Here is a 16,646-nt window from a genome sequence, read left to right as displayed (position 1 = left end):
TCTTGTCCTTGCAAGGGGGCCTATTTGACCGAACCGGCCAGAAGCCCGCGCACGAGATATTTCTGCATGGCGAAGAAGACGACCAGCGGCACCGCCATCGACACGAAGGCGGCGGTGGCGAGAATCTCCCAGTTGCCGCCGCGGGTGCCGAGAAGCTCGACGATGGCGTTGGTCATCACTGTCGTCTCGCCGGTGGCGTCGATCAGGAAGACCTTGGCCACAAGAAGATCGTTCCAGGTCCAGAGGAACTGGAAGATGGCGAAGCTCGCGAGCGCGGGGAACGAGAGCGGCAGCACGATGCGCGCGAAGATCTGGAAGTCGGTGGCGCCATCGACCTTGGCACACTCGATGATGTCGCGCGGCAGGCCGACCATGTAGTTGCGCAAGAGATAGATGGCGAGCGGCAGGCCGAAGCCGGTGTGCGCCAGCCACACGCCGAGGTAGCCCTTGCCGATGCCGATGGCGAGGTGGAGCTTGAGAAGCGGAATCAGCGCCAGCTGCAGCGGCACCACGAGCAGGCCGACGACGGCGGCGATCAGCAGCGCGCGGCCCGGAAATTCCATCCATGCCAGCGCATAGGCCGCAAAGGCGGCGATGGTGATGGGGATCACCGTGGCCGGGATCACCACCGTCAGCGTCGAGAAGAAGGCGCGCGACATGTTGTCGGTGGTCTGGGCGCCCTCCGCCTCGCCCTCCGAGAGGCCGAAGACGAGCGAGAGCGCGACGAGAAGCGCGAGCCCCGCGACGGTGGGCAGCGCGGCCACGAGCCAACCCTCGCGGTCGCGCAAGCTCCAGCGCACGGCAAAGGCGAAGATCAGCGCCGCGAGCGCATAGACGGCAAGGCGCTTGACCACGCCCTTGCCCAGCACCTTGTCATAATTCTCAAGCGTGAATTCGGGCGGGATTTCGGCAGTGACGAAAACGCGCTGGCCGCGCGAGCCCGTGAAGGGCTCGGCGCTCTCCATCCGGTAATCGCCATTGGCCTCGACCGTTATGGTGCCGCCGCGGCGCAGCTCCGCCGTCTCGCCCGGGCGATAGGCGTCGATGGCGCGGCTCGAGATGCCCCAGGCCGAAATCTCGGCCGGCTCGCGCCCGTCCTCGAGGAAGAGGTTGCCGGCGATCACGTAACGCCCGTTCTCCTCGCGCTGGGTCTCGGGGGGCGCGGTGCGCAGGGTCAGGTTCTGCTCCGCCGGCACCAGGGCCTTCCACCAGCCGGTGGTGGCGATCTGGTCGGCGGTGCGGAAGGAGGAGACGAAAAGCCCCACCGTGGGAAAGAGCCACAGAAGCACCAGCGCCAGCACCGAAAGGTTCACGGCCCAGCCGAGCGCAGAGCGGGTTCCGGCGATGTTGTCCATCTCCCCTGCCTCCTATTTCATCTCACGCCGGGCGTTGACGACGTTCCAGACCAGGATCGGCGTCACGAGCACCATGATGACCATCGCCGAGGCCGAGCCCACGCCCCAGTCATTGGCGCGGAAGAGCTTGTCGAACATGTAGTTGGCCAGCACCTGCGTGCCCCACTGCCCGTTGGTCATGGCGAAGACGATGTCGAAGATCTTGAGCACCACCAGCGTGATCGTCGTCCACACCACCACGATGGTGCCCCTGATCTGCGGCACCTTGATCTTGAAGAAGATCTGGAAGGGGTTGGCGCCATCGACGATCGCCGCCTCCACGGTCTCCTCGGGGATGCCGCGCAGCGCGGCCGACAGGATCACCATGGCGAAGCCGGTCTGGATCCAGATCAGCACCACCATCAGGAAGAAGTTGTTCCAGAACGGGATCTGCAGCCAGGTCTGCGGCTCGCCGCCCAGCGCCACGACGATGGCGTTCAAGACGCCGATCTGCTCCTGATCGATGGGGCGGTAGTCGTAGACCAGCTTCCAGATCACCGCCGCGCCGACGAAGCTGATCGCCATCGGCATGAAGATGAGCGACTTGGCGAGGTTGCCCCAGCGCAGCCGGTCGGTCAGCTGCGCGGCCAGAAGCCCGAAGGCGGTCGAGGCGGCGGGCACCACCAGCAGCCACAGGAAATTGTTGCGCAGCGCCTCGATGAACTTGGGCTCCGCCGCCATCCGGGCGTAGTTGGCGAACCAGACCCAGTGCTCCTCCACCCCGTCACGCTCGATCATCGAAAGCCGCAGCGTCTCGAACACCGGATAGGCGAGATAAAGCCCCAGCGCGGCCAGCGCGGGAAAGAGAAACAGCCACGGCCGGATCATGTTGGCGCGGTTGATGTTGCGCCCGGCATTCGGGCCGCGGGGCGGAAACAGCACCTTGTCGAGAACAAGGTTCGACAGCCAGAAATAGCCCACGCATCCGCCGACGCCGATGATGATGGTGATGAGCCCCTGAAGTGCCGGATGCATGACTGCCTCCTCCCCGGCCCTTTTGGGCCGTCTCGGTGGTCGTTTCCGCTGCGGCGCAGGCGCGGCCCCGGAAGGAGGCCGCGCCCCTGGCCTCAGCCGATCACTTGATCGCGTCCCATGCGGCCTGGATCTCGGCCGCGACCTCGGCGGCGGGCTTGCCGCCGGCATAGTCGACCATCCCGGTCCAGAACGCGCCTGCGCCGATCGCGCCCGGCATCAGGTCGGAGCCGTCGAAGCGGAAGGTGGTGGCCGCGAGCAGGATGTCGTTCATCTTGCGCAGCGTCGGGTCGGAGAACTTCGAGGGATCCACGCCCTTGTGCGGCGTCAGGAAGCCCTTCAGCCCCATCCAGATCTCATGCGCCTCGGGCTTCTGCAGCCACTTGATGAGGTCATGGGCGGCCTGGTTCTCGTTGGTGATGGCCCAGAGCGTGCCCGCGCCCAGCACCGGCTTGCCCAGATCCTTGCCCTCATAGGCGGGGAAGTAGAAGAAATCGGCATCCTCGCCCACAACCGTGCCCTCGGGGAAGAAGGCCGGGATGAAGGAGGCCTGGCGGTGCATGTAGCACTGCGGCGGCGAGGTGAAGAGGCCCTTGGGGCTGTCGCGGAAGTCGGTCGAGGCCACCGCCTTGCGCCCGCCGGCCACGAACTCGTCCCTGAGGAACCAGCCGAACTCGTCGATGGCCGCGATGACGCGCTCGTCGGTGAAGGGGATCTCGTTCTTCACCCAGGCGTCATAGACCTCGGGCGGCTGGGTGCGCAGCATCAGGTCTTCGACCCAGTCGGTCGCGGGCCAGCCCGTCGCCCCGCCAGAGCCGAGCCCGATGCACCAGGGCGTGCCGCCGTCGGCAACGATCTGCTCGGTCAGCGCCTTGAGCTCCTCCATCGTCTGCGGGATCTCGTAGCCCGCATCCTCGAAGTTCTCGGGAACGTACCAGACGAGCGATTTCACATCGACCTTGTAGAAGAAGCCATAAAGATGCGGCTGGCCGTCCGGCCCCTCATAGGTGCCGAGATCGACCCAGGACTGGCCGGCGGCGTAGTTGTCGCGGATCCACTCGGCCGTGCCCTCGGCGAGCGGCGTCAGGAAACCGCGCTTGGCCATGTCGGCGGCAAGGCCGGGCTGCGGGAAGACGGCGATGTTGGGGGCCGATCCGGCCTCGGCATCGACCACGATCTGCTGCTCGAAGCTGTCCGAGCCGACATAGCGCACGTCATGGCCCGTCTCGGCGGCGAATGCGGCAAGAACCTTCTCGACATTCTCCTGGTCCGGCCCCAGCCAGGGGCCGAACACCGTCAGCTGCTCGGCCCGAACGCTGCCGGCCGTCAGCGCCAGCGCCGCGGCGCCGGCAAGAAGCACGTGTTTCATTCCTGTCCTCCCAATTGGCGCCTCTGCGCCGGTGGTGATTCCATCCGAGCGCTGCGAATCGCATTCAAAGCGCTTTGGATGACTTCAAACTCGTTTATTCTCCCCGCCCTGTCAATCGTCGCAGCATGCCACCACGGCCGACCGGAAAACCACACGAAATATCGTCACTTGACTTCCGCAGGCCGGTGACCTTTGACGCTGCCGACCGGCAAAGCTAACCTCCAGAGACTGTCAAAGCGCTTTGAGTATGCCCGTGAACCTGAAGGAACTCGCCCGCACTTTGGGTCTTTCCCAGACGACGGTGAGCCGCGCGCTCAACGGCTACCCCGAGGTGGCCGAGGCCACGCGCGCGCGGGTTCTCGAGGCCGCGCGGCGCTACAACTACGTGCCGAACGCCCGCGCCCGAGGGCTGGCAACGGGCCGCTCTATGGCGATCGCCCATGTGCTGCCGATCTCCGACAGCCATGAACTCGTGAACCCCGTGTTCACCGACTTCATCGCCGGTGCCTCGGAGATCTACCTCCGCCACGGCTATGACATGGTGCTCAAGCTCGTGGCCGACGACGAGCAGGAGCGCACCTATCGCGAGATCGCCGCGCGCGGCACGGCCGACGGCATCATCGTGCATGCCCCGCACACGGGCGACCCGCGCATCGCCCTTCTGCACGAGCTGCGCCTGCCATTCGTCGTGCACGGCCGTGCCTCGCGCGGGCGCGATGACGACTACAGCTGGGTAGACATCAACAACCTGCGCGCCTTCGCCCATGCAACCGATTTCCTGCTCGACCTCGGCCACCGGCGCATCGGGCTGATCAACGGTCTGGTGTCGATGGACTTCGCCCGCCGACGCGAGGAGGGCTTCCGCCAGGCGCTGGGCGCACGCGGGATCGCGCCCGACGAAACCCTGATCACTTCGGGCGAGATGACCGAAAGCTATGGCTACCGGACTGCCCGCGCCTTTCTCGAGCGCGAACGCCCGGCCACGGCGATCCTGTGTTCATCGATGATCATTGCGATCGGCGTGCGGCGCGCGATTCACGAGCTCGGGCTCGAGATGGGGCGCGATGTCTCGGTGATCACCCATGACGACGAGCTGAGCTATCTGCGCAACGCCGGCGAGGTTCCGATGTTCACCGCCACGCGCTCCTCGGTGCGCATGGCCGGTCGGCTCTGCGCGGAAATGCTGATCGAGAGCATCGCCAACCCCGACGCCCCGCCACGCCACCGCCTGCTTGATGCCGCCCTTACCGTGGGCGCCTCCACCGGCCCCGCGCCTGCAGACTGAAAGGACCGCCCATGCTGCCCAGCCGTGCCGACTTCCCGGCCGATTTCCTCTTCGGCGCTGCCACCTCCGCCTATCAGATCGAGGGCCATGCCTATGGCGGCGCCGGCCGCACCCACTGGGACGACTTCGCCGCGACGCCGGGCAATGTGGTGCGCGGCGAGAACGGCGCGCGCGCCTGCGATCACTACCACCGCTTCGAGGAAGACCTCGACCTTGCCGCCGGCATGGGGCTTGACGCCTACCGCTTCTCGACAAGTTGGGCGCGGGTGATGCCCGAGGGCCGCGGCGCGGTGAACGCGCGCGGGCTCGACTTCTACGACCGGCTGGTGGATGCCTGCCTCAAGCGCAACCTCAAGCCCTTCGTCACGCTCTATCACTGGGAGCTGCCCTCCGCGCTCGCCGATCTCGGCGGCTGGCGCAACCGCGACATCGCCGACTGGTTCGCCGATTTCGCCACCACCGTCATGGGCCGGATCGGCGACCGCGTGCATGCCGTGGCCACCATCAACGAGCCGTGGTGCGTGGCCTGGCTGAGCCACTTTCTCGGGCTGCACGCGCCGGGGGTGCGCGACATCCGCGCCGCGGCGCGCGCGATGCACCATGTGCCGCTGGCGCATGGCAAGGCGGTGCAGGCGATGCGCGCGGCGGGGATCACGAACATCGGCATCGTCACCAACCACGAATATGTCGAGCCTGTCGACGACACGCCCGAGGCACACGCCGCCGCGCGCCTCTATGACGCGATCTACAACCGCTGGTTCCTCGGCGGGATGCGCCGCGGCCAGTATCCCGAGGAGGTGCTGGAGGGACTCGGCCCGCATCTGCCCCGCGGCTGGGAGCTTGACATGGAGACCGTCACCCAGCCCGTGGACTGGCTGGGGATCAACTACTACACCCGCAAGCTCATCGGGCCCGGCCCGAGCGGGCTCTGGGGCGATCTGGCCGAACATGCGGGCGATCTGCCGCAGACGACCATGGGCTGGGAGATCTACCCCGAAGGCCTGCATCACTTCCTTGTCCGCAACCACGCCGAATACGGCGGCGGGCTGCCGATCCATGTCACCGAGAACGGCATGTCGGAAAACGACGTGGTCGTGAACGGCGAGGTGGAGGATGCCGCGCGGCTTGCCTACATCGCCCGCCATCTCGCGGCGGTCGCGCGCGCCATCGCCGAGGGCGTGCCGGTGAAGGGCTATTTCATCTGGTCGCTTCTGGACAATTTCGAATGGGCACTCGGCTATGACAAGCGTTTCGGCCTCGTCCATGTCGATTTCGAAACGCTGGAACGAACGCCCAAGGCGTCCTATCACGCGCTTGCCCGCGCGCTGGCGCGCCAGTGAGAGTTGAAGATGCCCGCATTCCCGCCTGACCGATACTCGCTTGTCGCCGACATCGGCGGCACCAACACCCGCGTTGCGCTGGCCGAGGGCGAGCGGCTTCTGCCCGAGACCATCCGCCGCTACCGCAACGCCGAGTTTCCCGGCCTCGAGACGGTGCTCACCCGCTACATCGAGGAGGAAGGCGGCGTGGACTGCGCCGGTGCCTGCGTGGCGGTCGCGGGCCCCGTGCATGACGGGGTGGGGACGCTGACAAACCTCGACTGGACGATCGACGAGGCCACGCTTGCCCGGGCCACGCGGGCCGAGCAGGTGGCGCTGCTCAACGACCTGCAGGCACAGGGCTGGGCGCTTGACCATATCGCGGCAGAAAACATCCGCCCGGTGGTGCCGGGCCCTGCCCGACCGCTCGGACGTGACCGGCTGGTGATCGGGGTCGGCACCGGCTTCAACGCCGCCGCGGTGCACGAGACGCCCGCCGGCCGCCATGTTCCGCCCTCCGAGGCCGGCCACGCCAACCTGCCGATCCGCAACGAGGAGGAGCTTTCGCTCTGCCGCTTCGTGGAGACGGCGCATGGTTTTCCGGCGGTGGAGGATGTGCTCTCGGGCCGCGGGCTCGAGCGCGTCTACGCCTGGCTCGGCCACCGCGAGGGCGCGCCGCGCGAGGCGCGCGGGGCCGAGATCGTGGCCGCCGCCGAGGCCGGGGAGGCGCGCGCCGAGAGGGCGCTTTCGGTTTTCGTGTCGATGCTGGGGCGCGTGGCGGGCAATCTCGCCCTCATTCACCTGCCTTTCGGCGGCATCCATCTTGTCGGCGGCGTCTCGCGCGCCATCGCCCCGCATCTCGCCCGCCATGGCTTTGCCGAGGCCTTTCGCGACAAGGGCCGATTCGCCGGGTTCATGCAGAACTTCGCCGTCTCGGTGATCGAGGACGATTTCGCCGCGCTCGCCGGCTGCGCCGCGTATCTCGAAGCGCGCCGGAACCGAGGCGGTTCACGCGGGCTTAACCAAAACGGGTGATGCTGCGGCCCGGTCACTTCGAAAGGGCCGCCATGGCCTTGCGCAGCGAACTCCGCGTGCTGGTGGTCGACGACATGTCGGTGAGCCGCCAGGTTCTGCTCCAGCTTCTGGAGCGTTTCGGGGTGCGTCAGGTGCGCACCGCCTGCTCGGCCGAAGAGGCCTTGCAGCTGCTCGAGAGCGCCCCCATCGATGTGGTCATATGCGATCTTTGCATGCCGGGCATGGACGGGATGGCTCTGTTGAGGAGAATGCGCGGCGACAGCCGCCACCGGCGCAAGCGCTTCGTGCTGACCACCGGCCATGCCGCCGGCGTCAGCCTGGGCCACATCCCGGTCGAGCGGCCCGACGCGGTGTTGCCCAAGCCGTTCGAGGCCCGCGAACTGCTCGACTGCATGGAAAGAATAGCCGGGCGCATCTGAACCTCGCCCGGCCTGCCCCGCGCCGCTAACCGGCGCCTCGGGCCGGTCGGGAAGGCAGGCGTCAGACCACCCTCACCTTCATGGCGCCGAGACCGTCGATGGCCACCTCCATCACGTCGCCCCGCACCACCGGACCGACGCCCGCAGGTGTGCCCGACAGGATCACGTCGCCCGGCGCAAGCTCGAAATATTCCGACAGATAGGCAATCATCTCCGGCACCTTCCAGATCATCTGGTTGAGGTCGCCCTCCTGCCGGAGCTCGCCGTTGACCTTGAGCGTGATCGCGCCCTCGCTGAGGTGGCCCACCTCGGAGACCGGATGCACCGGCCCCACCGGGGCGGAGCGCTCGAAGGCCTTCCCGATCTCCCAGGGCCGGCCCATCTTCTTGGCCTGCCCCTGCAGATCGCGCCGGGTCATGTCGAGCGCCAGGGCGTAGCCGAAGACGCAGTCAAGCGCCTCATCGATCGGTATGTCGGTGCCCCCCGCCTTCAGCATCACCGCCATCTCCGCCTCGTGATGCACGTCCGTGCTTTTGGGCGGATAGGGAAACTCGCCCGACGGGTCGAGGTTGTCCGGGTTCTTCTGGAAGAAGAAGGGCGGTTCGCGGTCGGGATCATGCCCCATCTCCACCGCGTGCGCGGCGTAGTTGCGGCCGATGCAGTAAACCCTGCGCACCGGAAACAGGGCGTCGGTGCCGGCCACGGGAAGCGCCACCACCGAGGGCGCCGGAATCACGAACTGCGGAACCTTGCCTTCCATTCCCTTCTCTCCCTGTTCCGGCGCCGATTCGCGCCAAATGATCCCGATTGATCCAACCAATTGGCCATGATCGGCGATTTGATGTTGCTCGAATCCCTTTCTTACCCCTTAATGGGACCAAATCAACCAAATTGATCGATCAATTCGGAGGAGATGTGCTCACCAGACCGGCAGATGCGGAGCGCGAGCTGGCCATCGAGCGGCTGCAGGCCTTCATTGTCGATGGCGGCTATGGACCCGGCGACCGGCTGCCGCCGGAGCGCGACCTGATGGTCGAGCTGGGCATGAGCCGGACCACCCTGCGCAAGGCGCTGGAAAAGCTGGAGAACGACGGCGCGATCTGGCGCCATGTGGGCAAGGGCACATTCGTGGCCGCGAAATCCGTTCCGCGGCAACCGGGCTGGCTTGCGGAGATAAGCCAACAGCTCACGCCGGTGAAGATGATGCGCGCCCGGCTCTGCCTGGAACCGGCAATCGCGCGGGAAGCGGCCATGAATGCCTCGGCCGAGGCAGTTGCGGCGATCCGCCGGGCCGAGCGCGAGGCCGTCGAAGCCGCCGACTGGGCCGGTTACGAGGCCGCCGACGACCGTTTCCACCGCGCCGTGGCACGCGCGGCCGACAACATCCTGCTCGCCGCGCTCTACGACCAGCTCAATCAGGTGCAGCGGGCCGTCGCCTGGCGCAGCGTGGTGCGCGAGACCGAGCGGCCGCCGCGCGACCATCCGAGCTTTGCCGAACACGCCCGCATCGCGTCCGCGATCGAGGCGCGCGACCCCGGCGAGGCACAGGCAGCCATGCGCGCCCACATCGGCTCGGTCTCGGCGCGGCTTTTCGGGGAGGTCTGATCGGGCAGGACACGGGCGACCGGCAGCACAAGCCGGCGCCCCGACAGGGACGAGAAGATCACGGTATCTCAGGGAGGAAAGCCATGTTCAGTATCGTGAAGACGACAACGCGCCTTCTGGCGGCGGCGATCGTCGCCGGCGGGGCGATGCTCGGGGCGGCGCATGCCGAGAAGGTACGCATCGCGCTCGCCGAGACGCCCTCCGACGAGCTTGCGGCGTTTTTCGTGGCCCTCGACAGGGCGAGGAAGATGGGGCTCGACTACGAGTGGACGGCCTTCTCCGACGAGGAACTCGCCATTCAGGCGGTGCTTTCGGGGCAGATGGACATCGGCTTCGGCACGCCATACGCCGTGATGCAGCGCTCGAAGGCGCCCATCCGCATCATCTTCCAGATCTCGAAGCTGAAGTTCTTCCCGGTCACGACGAAGAAGTATTCAAGGCTTGAGGATCTCGACGGCGTGCCGATCCTTCTGCACTCGCGGGGTGGCGGCACCGACTCCATCGCCAACGTCATCGAGGAGCGCGTGGGCATCAAGTTCGGCAAGCGCTCCTATGTGCCGGGCTCGGCCAACCGTGTCGTGGCGCTCGTGGCCGGACAGGCGGAAGCGACGATCATCGATCTGGCCAACAAGAACAAGCTGATGCGCGAGCATGGCGACAAGTTCAACGTGCTGCCGATGTTCGATGTCGAGGCATCCGACGAGGCGCTGTTCGCCAACCTCAACTGGATCAGGGAAAACGAGGAGGCGGTGAACATCCTTGTCGAGGCGCTCCTGTCGGTGTGGCGGGACATGAACGAAGATCCCACCATCATCTCCCGGGAGACCGACCCGAACGGGCCGATCGGGCAGCTGCCCAAGGAGATCCTCGACAACCTCGACAACTTCTACCGCGAGGCGGTCGAGGGCGGGCTCTATGACCGCGACGGCGGCGGGCGCAAGGCGGCGATGGCCGACATGGAATGGTATTCCAAGGCCGGGCAGCTCGAGGGCGATCCCGCCACGCTCGACATCAACGACTTCTGGTACTTCGCGCCGCTCGACCGGGCCATCGAAAAGCTCGGCAAGTAGGAGCGCGCGCCTTGCACCGGCCCCATCTCCCCCTCTCCCTTGCGGGGGCCGGTGCGCCTTTCACCCATGCGGATGAGATGACATGCCCGAACGCTCCCTTGTCCTGAAACTGCTCTCGGCGGCGATCGTCTTCGGCGCCTGGGAGATCGCGGGACGCATCCCCGTCTCCTATGCCTTCCCCACATTTCTCGACTCGATGGCCGCGCTCTTCGCCATGCTGGCGGACGGCGCGCTCCTGACCGCATTTGCCGACACGCTGCGCCCGCTGGTCATCGGCGTGGCGATCTCGGCGGTGCTCGGCATCGCCATCGGGCTTGCCATCGGGCTCTCGGGCTGGTTCGACTGGCTGTTCTCGCCGATCTTCATCGTCATGCAGGCCGCGCCGCTCGCGGCGCTGATCCCGCTTCTGGTGATGGTCTACGGCATCGGCCTGACGTCGAAGGTCTTCGTCGTGTGCATCATGGCGATGCCGGTGATCGTGCTCAACACCGCCGGCGCGGTGCGCAACACGCCCGCCTCGCTCACCGAGATGGGGCGCGCCTTCCTCGGCACACGGCGCGACATCATTCTCAAGATCGTGCTGCCGGCCGCCTCGCCGCTGATCTTCTCGGGGCTGCGGCTCGGCACTTCGGCAGGCTTCATCGGCGCGATCCTTGCCGAGCTCAAGATCACCCCCACGGGCGTGGGCGACATCATCACCTACAGCCGTTCGATCGCCGACTACCCCAGCATGTATGCCGCCATCTTCTCCATCATCCTTCTGGCGGTGCTGTTTCTCAACGTGCTCGAGATGATCGAGCGCGCCCTGTTCGGAGGACGATTCCGTGGCCATGCCTCAGACTGATCTCTCCCTTGTCGAGACCGCCGGCGCAGCGCCGCAGATGGCGGTGCGCGTGCGCGGCGTGTCCAAGACCTACGGCTCGGTCGAGGCGCTCAGGAACCTCTCGCTCGATTTCCCCCGCGGGCAGCTCACATCGCTCCTCGGGCCCTCGGGCTGCGGCAAGACCACGCTCCTGAAGATCATCGCAGGGCTTCTGGAGCCCACCGCCGGCGAGGTCGAGGTCAACGGCCACCCCGTCACCGGCCCCGGACCCGACCGCGCCTTCGTGTTTCAGGATTTCGCCCTTCTGCCCTGGGCGACGGTGCTGCGAAACGTCGCCTTCGGGCTCGAGCTGAGAGGCGTTGCGCGCTCCGAGCGCGAGGCGATCGCGGAAAAATACATTGCCAAGGTGGGGCTTTCGGGCTTCGAGAAGAGCTACCCGCATGAGCTTTCGGGCGGCATGCGCCAGCGCGTGGGGCTTGCGCGCGCGCTCGCCGTCGATGCGGAGGTCCTGCTGATGGACGAGCCCTTCTCGGCGGTGGACGAACAGACCCGCCGCAAGTTTCAGGAGGATCTCCTCGAGCTGGTGGCGCAGGAGCGAAAGACCTTCATCTTCGTCACCCACTCCATCGAGGAGGCGGTCTATGTCTCCGACCAGATCGCGATTCTCCTGCCGCGGCCAAGCCGCGTGTCGGAAATCATCCGCCCCGAGGGGCTGAGAACCAAGGATGTCGCCAACATCCGCCGCGATTCCGAATACCTCGACATTGTTGACCGCATCTGGGCCTCGCTCAGGTCTTACGTGGAGTAGGTGATGAAGATCTTCGGCGTCCGCCTGCCGGGCATGTCCTCGCTCATCCTCTGGGGGCTTCTGTGGGAGCTCGTGGGGCGCACGGGTTTCAGCTTCTTCCTGCCGCCGCTGAGCGAAGTCATTGCCACGCTCTACGAGATCATCGGCACCGCCGCCTTCCAGAAGGCGCTGTTCGAGACGGCCTATGCGTTTCTCGCGGGCGTCTTCTTTGCCGTGGTGATCGGCATTCCGGTGGGCATCCTGATGGGCAAGAGCCGGCTCATCGACGAGCTTCTGCTGCCGTGGGTCAACATCTTCCTCTCCGCGCCCCTCACGGCGCTCGTGCCGGTACTGATGGTGCTGTTCGGCTTCGGGATGAAGGCGATCGTCATCACCACCACGCTTTTCGCCATCTGGATCATCATTCTCAATGCGCGCGCGGGCGTGCAGGGCATCAACCGCTCGCTCGTCGAGATGGCGCGCAGCTTCGGCGCCCGGCCGTGGGATGCCTTCACCAAGGTCTATTTCTGGGCCGCCCTGCCGGAGATCCTGGGCGGCGTGCGCATCGGGGTGATCCGCGCCGTGAAGGGCGTGATCATCGGCCAGCTCCTCATCTCCATCGTCGGCTTCGGCGCGCTGTTCGAGCTCTACTCGGCGAACTTCCTGATGGCGCATTTCTGGGCGGTGCTGATCGTGCTCTTTGCGCTCGCCTTCACGCTTGCGGAGTTTCTCGCCTGGCTCGAGCGCAAGGTCGCCTATTACGCCGCGGCGCGTTAGGGCAGATCGCCCACCGCCTGCGCCCGTCGCCGCCGTGCGGGCGTCGGGGCTTCTCGCCCTTGTCAGGGCCAGAGCGCTTGAACCTCGCCGCTCCCTGCCCCTATGTCGGGGCGGAACGAGACAAGGATCAGACCATGACAAAGCATTTCCGTCCCGTCTTCGACGCTGCCGAGAAGGGCGCGCAGGAGCTCGGCCAGCTGCCCGAGTGGGATCTGAGCGATCTTTACCCCGCCCCCGACGCGCCCGAGCTCAAGCGCGACATGGATTGGCTGAAGCAGGAATGCGCCGCCTTCGCCGCCGATTACGAGGGCAAGCTCGCCACGCTCGATGCCGCAGGGCTTCTCGAATGCGTGCGCCGCTACGAGCGCATCTCCACCGTCTCGGGCCGGATCATGAGCTATGCGGGCCTGCGCTATTATCAGGCCACGACCGACGCCGAGCGCGCCAAGTTCCTCTCCGACTGCCAGGACAGGATCACCGACTACACCACGCCGCTCGTCTTCTTCTCGCTGGAATTCAATCGCCTCGAGGATGACCACCTTGCCCGGCTTCTGGCCGAAAACGCCGATCTGGCCCGCTACAAGCCGGTCTTCGACCGCATGCGCAAGATGCGCCCGCACCAGCTTTCCGACGAGCTCGAGCGGTTCCTGCACGACCAGTCGGTGGTGGGCGCCAGCGCCTGGAACAAGCTCTTCGACGAGACCATCGCGGGGCTGACCTTCGAGGTCGATGGCGAGGAGCTCGGCATCGAGGCAACGCTGAACCTGCTGACCGAGCATGACCGGGCGAAACGCGAGGCGGCCGCGCGGGCGCTCGCCCGCGTCTTCACCGCCAACATCAAGCTCTTCGCCCGCGTCCACAACACGCTGGTCAAGGAAAAGGAGATCGAGGACCGCTGGCGCAAGATGCCCACGCCGCAATATTCTCGGCATCTGGCCAATGACGTGGAGCCGGAGGTGGTGGAGGCGCTGCGCAACGCCGTGGTCGCGGCCTACCCGAAACTCTCGCACCGCTACTACGAGCTGAAGCGCCGCTGGCTCGGGCTCGACAAGCTGCAGGTGTGGGACCGCAACGCGCCCCTGCCGATGGAGGAGCCGCGGCTGATCCCGTGGGAGGAAGCGGAGAAACTGGTGCTCGACGCCTACGCGGAATTCTCCCCGAAGATGGCCGAGATCGCGCGCCCCTTCTTCGAGAAGGGCTGGATCGATGCCGGCGTGAAGCCCGGCAAGGCGCCCGGCGCCTTCGCCCATCCCACGGTGACGGAGGTGCACCCCTATGTCCTGCTCAACTACCTCGGCAAGCCGCGCGACGTGATGACGCTCGCCCATGAGCTTGGCCACGGCGTGCATCAGGTGCTGGCCGCAGGACAGGGCGAGCTTCTGTCATCGACGCCGCTGACGCTGGCCGAGACCGCGAGCGTCTTCGGCGAGATGCTCACCTTCCGCAAGCTTCTGGCGAGCGCCAGGGATAACGCCACCCGCAAGGTGCTGCTCGCGGGCAAGGTGGAGGACCAGATCAACACCGTGGTGCGCCAGATCGCCTTCTACGACTTCGAGTGCAAGCTGCATGCGGCCCGTCGCGAGGAAGGGGAGCTCACGCCCGAGCACATCGGCGCGCTGTGGATGAGCGTGCAGGCCGAAAGCCTCGGCCCGGCCTTCGAGTTCATGGAGGGCTACGAGAGCTTCTGGAGCTACATTCCCCACTTCGTGCACTCGCCCTTCTACGTCTATGCCTATGCCTTCGGCGACGGGCTCGTGAATGCGCTCTATGCCGTCTACGAGGAAGGCGACCCGGCATTCCAGGAGAAATACCTCGAGATGCTGAAGGCCGGCGGCTCGAAGCATCACAGCGAGCTTCTGGCGCCCTTCGGGCTTGATGCGCGCGATCCGGCCTTCTGGGACAAGGGGCTGTCGATGATCTCGCGGATGATCGACGAGCTCGAGGCGATGGAGGGCTGAGGCGGCGTTCGGCCGGGGCCTTTCAAACTTCGCGCCCCGGCCGCATCCGGCTTGGAACCGGCAGCAGACCGGGCCATATCTGTGGCATGCTGAAGTTCACGCCGATCCTTCTGGCCGTTCTCTACGCGCTGGCGATGTACCGCTTCTCGGCCTGGCGCACCGCCCGCGAGCTTGACGCGCGCTCCACCGAGCTTGCCGACCCGCTGCTCAAGGTGCTGTGCGACCGGATGGCCGCTGCGCTCGATCTGCCGAAGATCCGCGTGCACATCTACGAGATCGCGCCGGTCAACGGGCTCGCGGCGCCCGACGGCCGGATCTTCATCACCCGCGGATTCTACGACCGCTACCGCGCCGGGGAGGTCAGCGCCGACGAGCTCGCTTCGGTCATCGCCCATGAGCTTGGCCATGTGGCGCTGGGCCATACCCGTCGGCGGATGATCGACTTCTCGGGCCAGAACGCGCTGAGGACCGCGCTCGCAATGGTGCTCTCGCGCTTCCTGCCCGGGCTCGGCGCAATGATCGCGAATTTCCTGACCATGCTGCTGGCCGCGCGCCTCTCGCGCAGCGACGAGTTCGAGGCCGATGCCTATGCCGCCGCCCTTCTGACCAAGGCCGGAATCGGCACCGCGCCGCAAAAATCCCTCTTCGCCAAGCTCGAGCGCCTCACCCAGGCCAGCCACGGGGCGGTTCCGGCATGGCTGATGAGCCACCCGAAAGTGGAGGAGCGCATCGCTGCGATCGAAAAGCTCGAGGAGCGCTGGCGCCAGATCGACGGAAGGACATAGAGCCGCCTGACGGCACGCCATCCAGCTGTGAAGATGTGAAGAGTGGTGCGGCCGAGAAGACTCGAACTTCCACGGGTGTTACCCCACAGCGACCTCAACGCTGCGCGTCTACCAATTCCGCCACGGCCGCATCCGTGACCAGTGGCGCGTCAGATAGACCACCCGGCGCGCGATGTGAAGACCCCCGACGACGCGCGGGCAAAGATTTTTCGCACTTCCCGCCAGGGCGCCCGCCAGCTCCGCCGCGGCCTTGTCTCGCGCCGCGCAGGCCCGCTATACCCGGCCCGTCGCCAGAGCGCCCGGGAGCCCGCCCATGGTGGAGTGGATCACCTCACGCTCACTCGTGCCCTACGAGGAAGCGGTTGCCTTCATGGAGGCGCGGGCCGAGGCGATTCGCTCCGGCCATGCCGACGAGGCGATCTGGCTTCTCGAGCACCCGCCTCTCTACACCGCCGGCACCTCCGCGCGGATCGAGGACCTCACCGATCCGGACCGGTTCCCCGTGCACTGGACGCGGCGGGGCGGGCAGTTCACCTACCACGGGCCCGGCCAACGCGTGGTGTACGTGATGCTTGACCTGTCGCGGCGCGGCCGGGACGTGCGCCGCTTCGTGCGCCAGCTGGAAGAGTGGGTGATTGCCACGCTCGCGGAGTTCAATGTGCGTGGCGAGACGCGCGACGGGCGGGTCGGCGTGTGGGTGACACGCCCCGAGAGGCCGCCCCTGCCCGACGGGAGCCCGCGCGAGGACAAGATTGCCGCGATCGGCGTGCGCATCCGCCGCTGGGTCAGCTTTCATGGCCTGTCCATCAACGTGGAGCCGGACCTGAGCCATTTCGACGGCATCGTGCCGTGCGGCATCCGTGGCCACGGGGTCACAAGCCTCGTGGATCTCGGGCTTCCCGTGACCATGGATGAGGTGGACGCGGCGCTGCGCCGGACCTTCGCCACCGCGTTCGGGGAGACGACCCCACCAAAAGCTGAGCCTGAGACGTGACAAACTGCCGCCGCGCGGCCCGATACGACGTGCTGCGCGTTGCTCTCGGGCACC

Annotated in this window: 16 protein-coding genes and 1 tRNA gene; 12 read left to right on the top strand and 5 right to left on the bottom strand. The window is 66.7% G+C overall.

Annotation, left to right across the window (positions count from 1 at the left end):
* Window positions 1-20 precede the first annotated feature (20 nt).
* The 3 genes from BLQ14_RS15520 to BLQ14_RS08530 form a co-directional block, all read right to left on the bottom strand.
* Window positions 21-1,355, bottom strand: coding sequence for a carbohydrate ABC transporter permease (locus BLQ14_RS15520; RefSeq protein ID WP_245657013.1), 1,335 nt, complete (start codon window positions 1,353-1,355; stop codon window positions 21-23).
* Between the two features lie 12 nt (window positions 1,356-1,367).
* Complete coding sequence (locus BLQ14_RS08535) at window positions 1,368-2,369, bottom strand: carbohydrate ABC transporter permease (protein WP_092500117.1); 1,002 nt, start codon at window positions 2,367-2,369, stop codon at window positions 1,368-1,370.
* 100 nt (window positions 2,370-2,469) lie between these two features.
* On the bottom strand, window positions 2,470-3,735 hold the full coding sequence (locus BLQ14_RS08530) for an ABC transporter substrate-binding protein (protein WP_092500116.1): 1,266 nt from the start codon (window positions 3,733-3,735) through the stop codon (window positions 2,470-2,472).
* A gap of 253 nt (window positions 3,736-3,988) precedes the next feature.
* Between BLQ14_RS08530 and BLQ14_RS08525 the strand changes: the two genes are divergently transcribed.
* Genes BLQ14_RS08525 through BLQ14_RS08510 form a run of 4 tightly spaced genes read left to right on the top strand, consistent with a single transcriptional unit; the run spans window position 3,989 to window position 7,793 of the window.
* Window positions 3,989-5,020 (top strand): LacI family DNA-binding transcriptional regulator, encoded by a 1,032-nt coding sequence (locus tag BLQ14_RS08525; protein WP_092500231.1) that lies wholly within the window; start codon window positions 3,989-3,991, stop codon window positions 5,018-5,020.
* 11 nt (window positions 5,021-5,031) lie between these two features.
* Complete coding sequence (locus BLQ14_RS08520; RefSeq protein WP_092500115.1) at window positions 5,032-6,360, top strand: GH1 family beta-glucosidase; 1,329 nt, start codon at window positions 5,032-5,034, stop codon at window positions 6,358-6,360.
* A 9-nt stretch (window positions 6,361-6,369) separates the two neighbouring features.
* The gene (locus BLQ14_RS08515) at window positions 6,370-7,374 is read left to right on the top strand and encodes a glucokinase (RefSeq protein WP_092500114.1); all 1,005 of its coding nucleotides are present in this window, start codon (window positions 6,370-6,372) and stop codon (window positions 7,372-7,374) included.
* Between the two features lie 32 nt (window positions 7,375-7,406).
* Window positions 7,407-7,793, top strand: a complete 387-nt coding sequence (locus tag BLQ14_RS08510; protein WP_176759535.1) for a response regulator — start codon at window positions 7,407-7,409, stop codon at window positions 7,791-7,793.
* A 61-nt stretch (window positions 7,794-7,854) separates the two neighbouring features.
* Here BLQ14_RS08510 and BLQ14_RS08505 read toward each other — a convergent pair whose 3' ends face one another.
* Window positions 7,855-8,553, bottom strand: a complete 699-nt coding sequence (locus BLQ14_RS08505; RefSeq protein WP_092500112.1) for a fumarylacetoacetate hydrolase family protein — start codon at window positions 8,551-8,553, stop codon at window positions 7,855-7,857.
* Window positions 8,554-8,708: 155 nt separating this feature from the next.
* Between BLQ14_RS08505 and BLQ14_RS08500 the strand changes: the two genes are divergently transcribed.
* The 7 genes from BLQ14_RS08500 to BLQ14_RS08470 all read left to right on the top strand — a co-directional run bounded on the left by BLQ14_RS08500 (window position 8,709) and on the right by BLQ14_RS08470 (window position 15,598).
* On the top strand, window positions 8,709-9,398 hold the full coding sequence (locus BLQ14_RS08500) for a FadR/GntR family transcriptional regulator (RefSeq protein WP_092500111.1): 690 nt from the start codon (window positions 8,709-8,711) through the stop codon (window positions 9,396-9,398).
* An 83-nt stretch (window positions 9,399-9,481) separates the two neighbouring features.
* On the top strand, window positions 9,482-10,468 hold the full coding sequence (locus BLQ14_RS08495; RefSeq protein ID WP_092500110.1) for an ABC transporter substrate-binding protein: 987 nt from the start codon (window positions 9,482-9,484) through the stop codon (window positions 10,466-10,468).
* Between the two features lie 82 nt (window positions 10,469-10,550).
* Window positions 10,551-11,312: an ABC transporter permease gene (locus BLQ14_RS08490; protein ID WP_092500109.1), complete on the top strand. Its 762-nt coding sequence runs from the start codon at window positions 10,551-10,553 to the stop codon at window positions 11,310-11,312.
* The gene (locus tag BLQ14_RS08485; protein ID WP_092500230.1) at window positions 11,299-12,099 is read left to right on the top strand and encodes an ABC transporter ATP-binding protein; all 801 of its coding nucleotides are present in this window, start codon (window positions 11,299-11,301) and stop codon (window positions 12,097-12,099) included. Before BLQ14_RS08490 ends, BLQ14_RS08485 begins: the two co-directional genes overlap by 14 nt.
* Before the next feature lie 3 nt (window positions 12,100-12,102).
* On the top strand, window positions 12,103-12,855 hold the full coding sequence (locus BLQ14_RS08480) for an ABC transporter permease (RefSeq protein ID WP_092500108.1): 753 nt from the start codon (window positions 12,103-12,105) through the stop codon (window positions 12,853-12,855).
* A gap of 134 nt (window positions 12,856-12,989) precedes the next feature.
* Window positions 12,990-14,813 carry a M3 family oligoendopeptidase gene (locus tag BLQ14_RS08475; protein ID WP_092500107.1) on the top strand — a complete coding sequence of 608 codons (1,824 nt, stop codon included), beginning with the start codon at window positions 12,990-12,992 and terminating at the stop codon, window positions 14,811-14,813.
* 86 nt (window positions 14,814-14,899) lie between these two features.
* On the top strand, window positions 14,900-15,598 hold the full coding sequence (locus BLQ14_RS08470; protein WP_092500106.1) for a M48 family metallopeptidase: 699 nt from the start codon (window positions 14,900-14,902) through the stop codon (window positions 15,596-15,598).
* Between the two features lie 43 nt (window positions 15,599-15,641).
* On the opposite strand, the gene BLQ14_RS08465 is transcribed toward BLQ14_RS08470, so the two are convergent.
* Window positions 15,642-15,728 (bottom strand) — tRNA-Leu (locus BLQ14_RS08465).
* A gap of 183 nt (window positions 15,729-15,911) precedes the next feature.
* Between BLQ14_RS08465 and lipB the strand changes: the two genes are divergently transcribed.
* Window positions 15,912-16,592: a lipoyl(octanoyl) transferase LipB gene (gene lipB / locus BLQ14_RS08460; RefSeq protein WP_092500105.1), complete on the top strand. Its 681-nt coding sequence runs from the start codon at window positions 15,912-15,914 to the stop codon at window positions 16,590-16,592.
* The last annotated feature ends 54 nt before the right edge of the window (window positions 16,593-16,646 follow it).

Origin of the sequence: Meinhardsimonia xiamenensis, from assembly GCF_900102905.1 — a bacterium.
Classification (GTDB): Bacteria; Pseudomonadota; Alphaproteobacteria; order Rhodobacterales; family Rhodobacteraceae; genus Meinhardsimonia; species Meinhardsimonia xiamenensis.
This window is presented reverse-complemented; position numbering and strand designations above follow the sequence as displayed.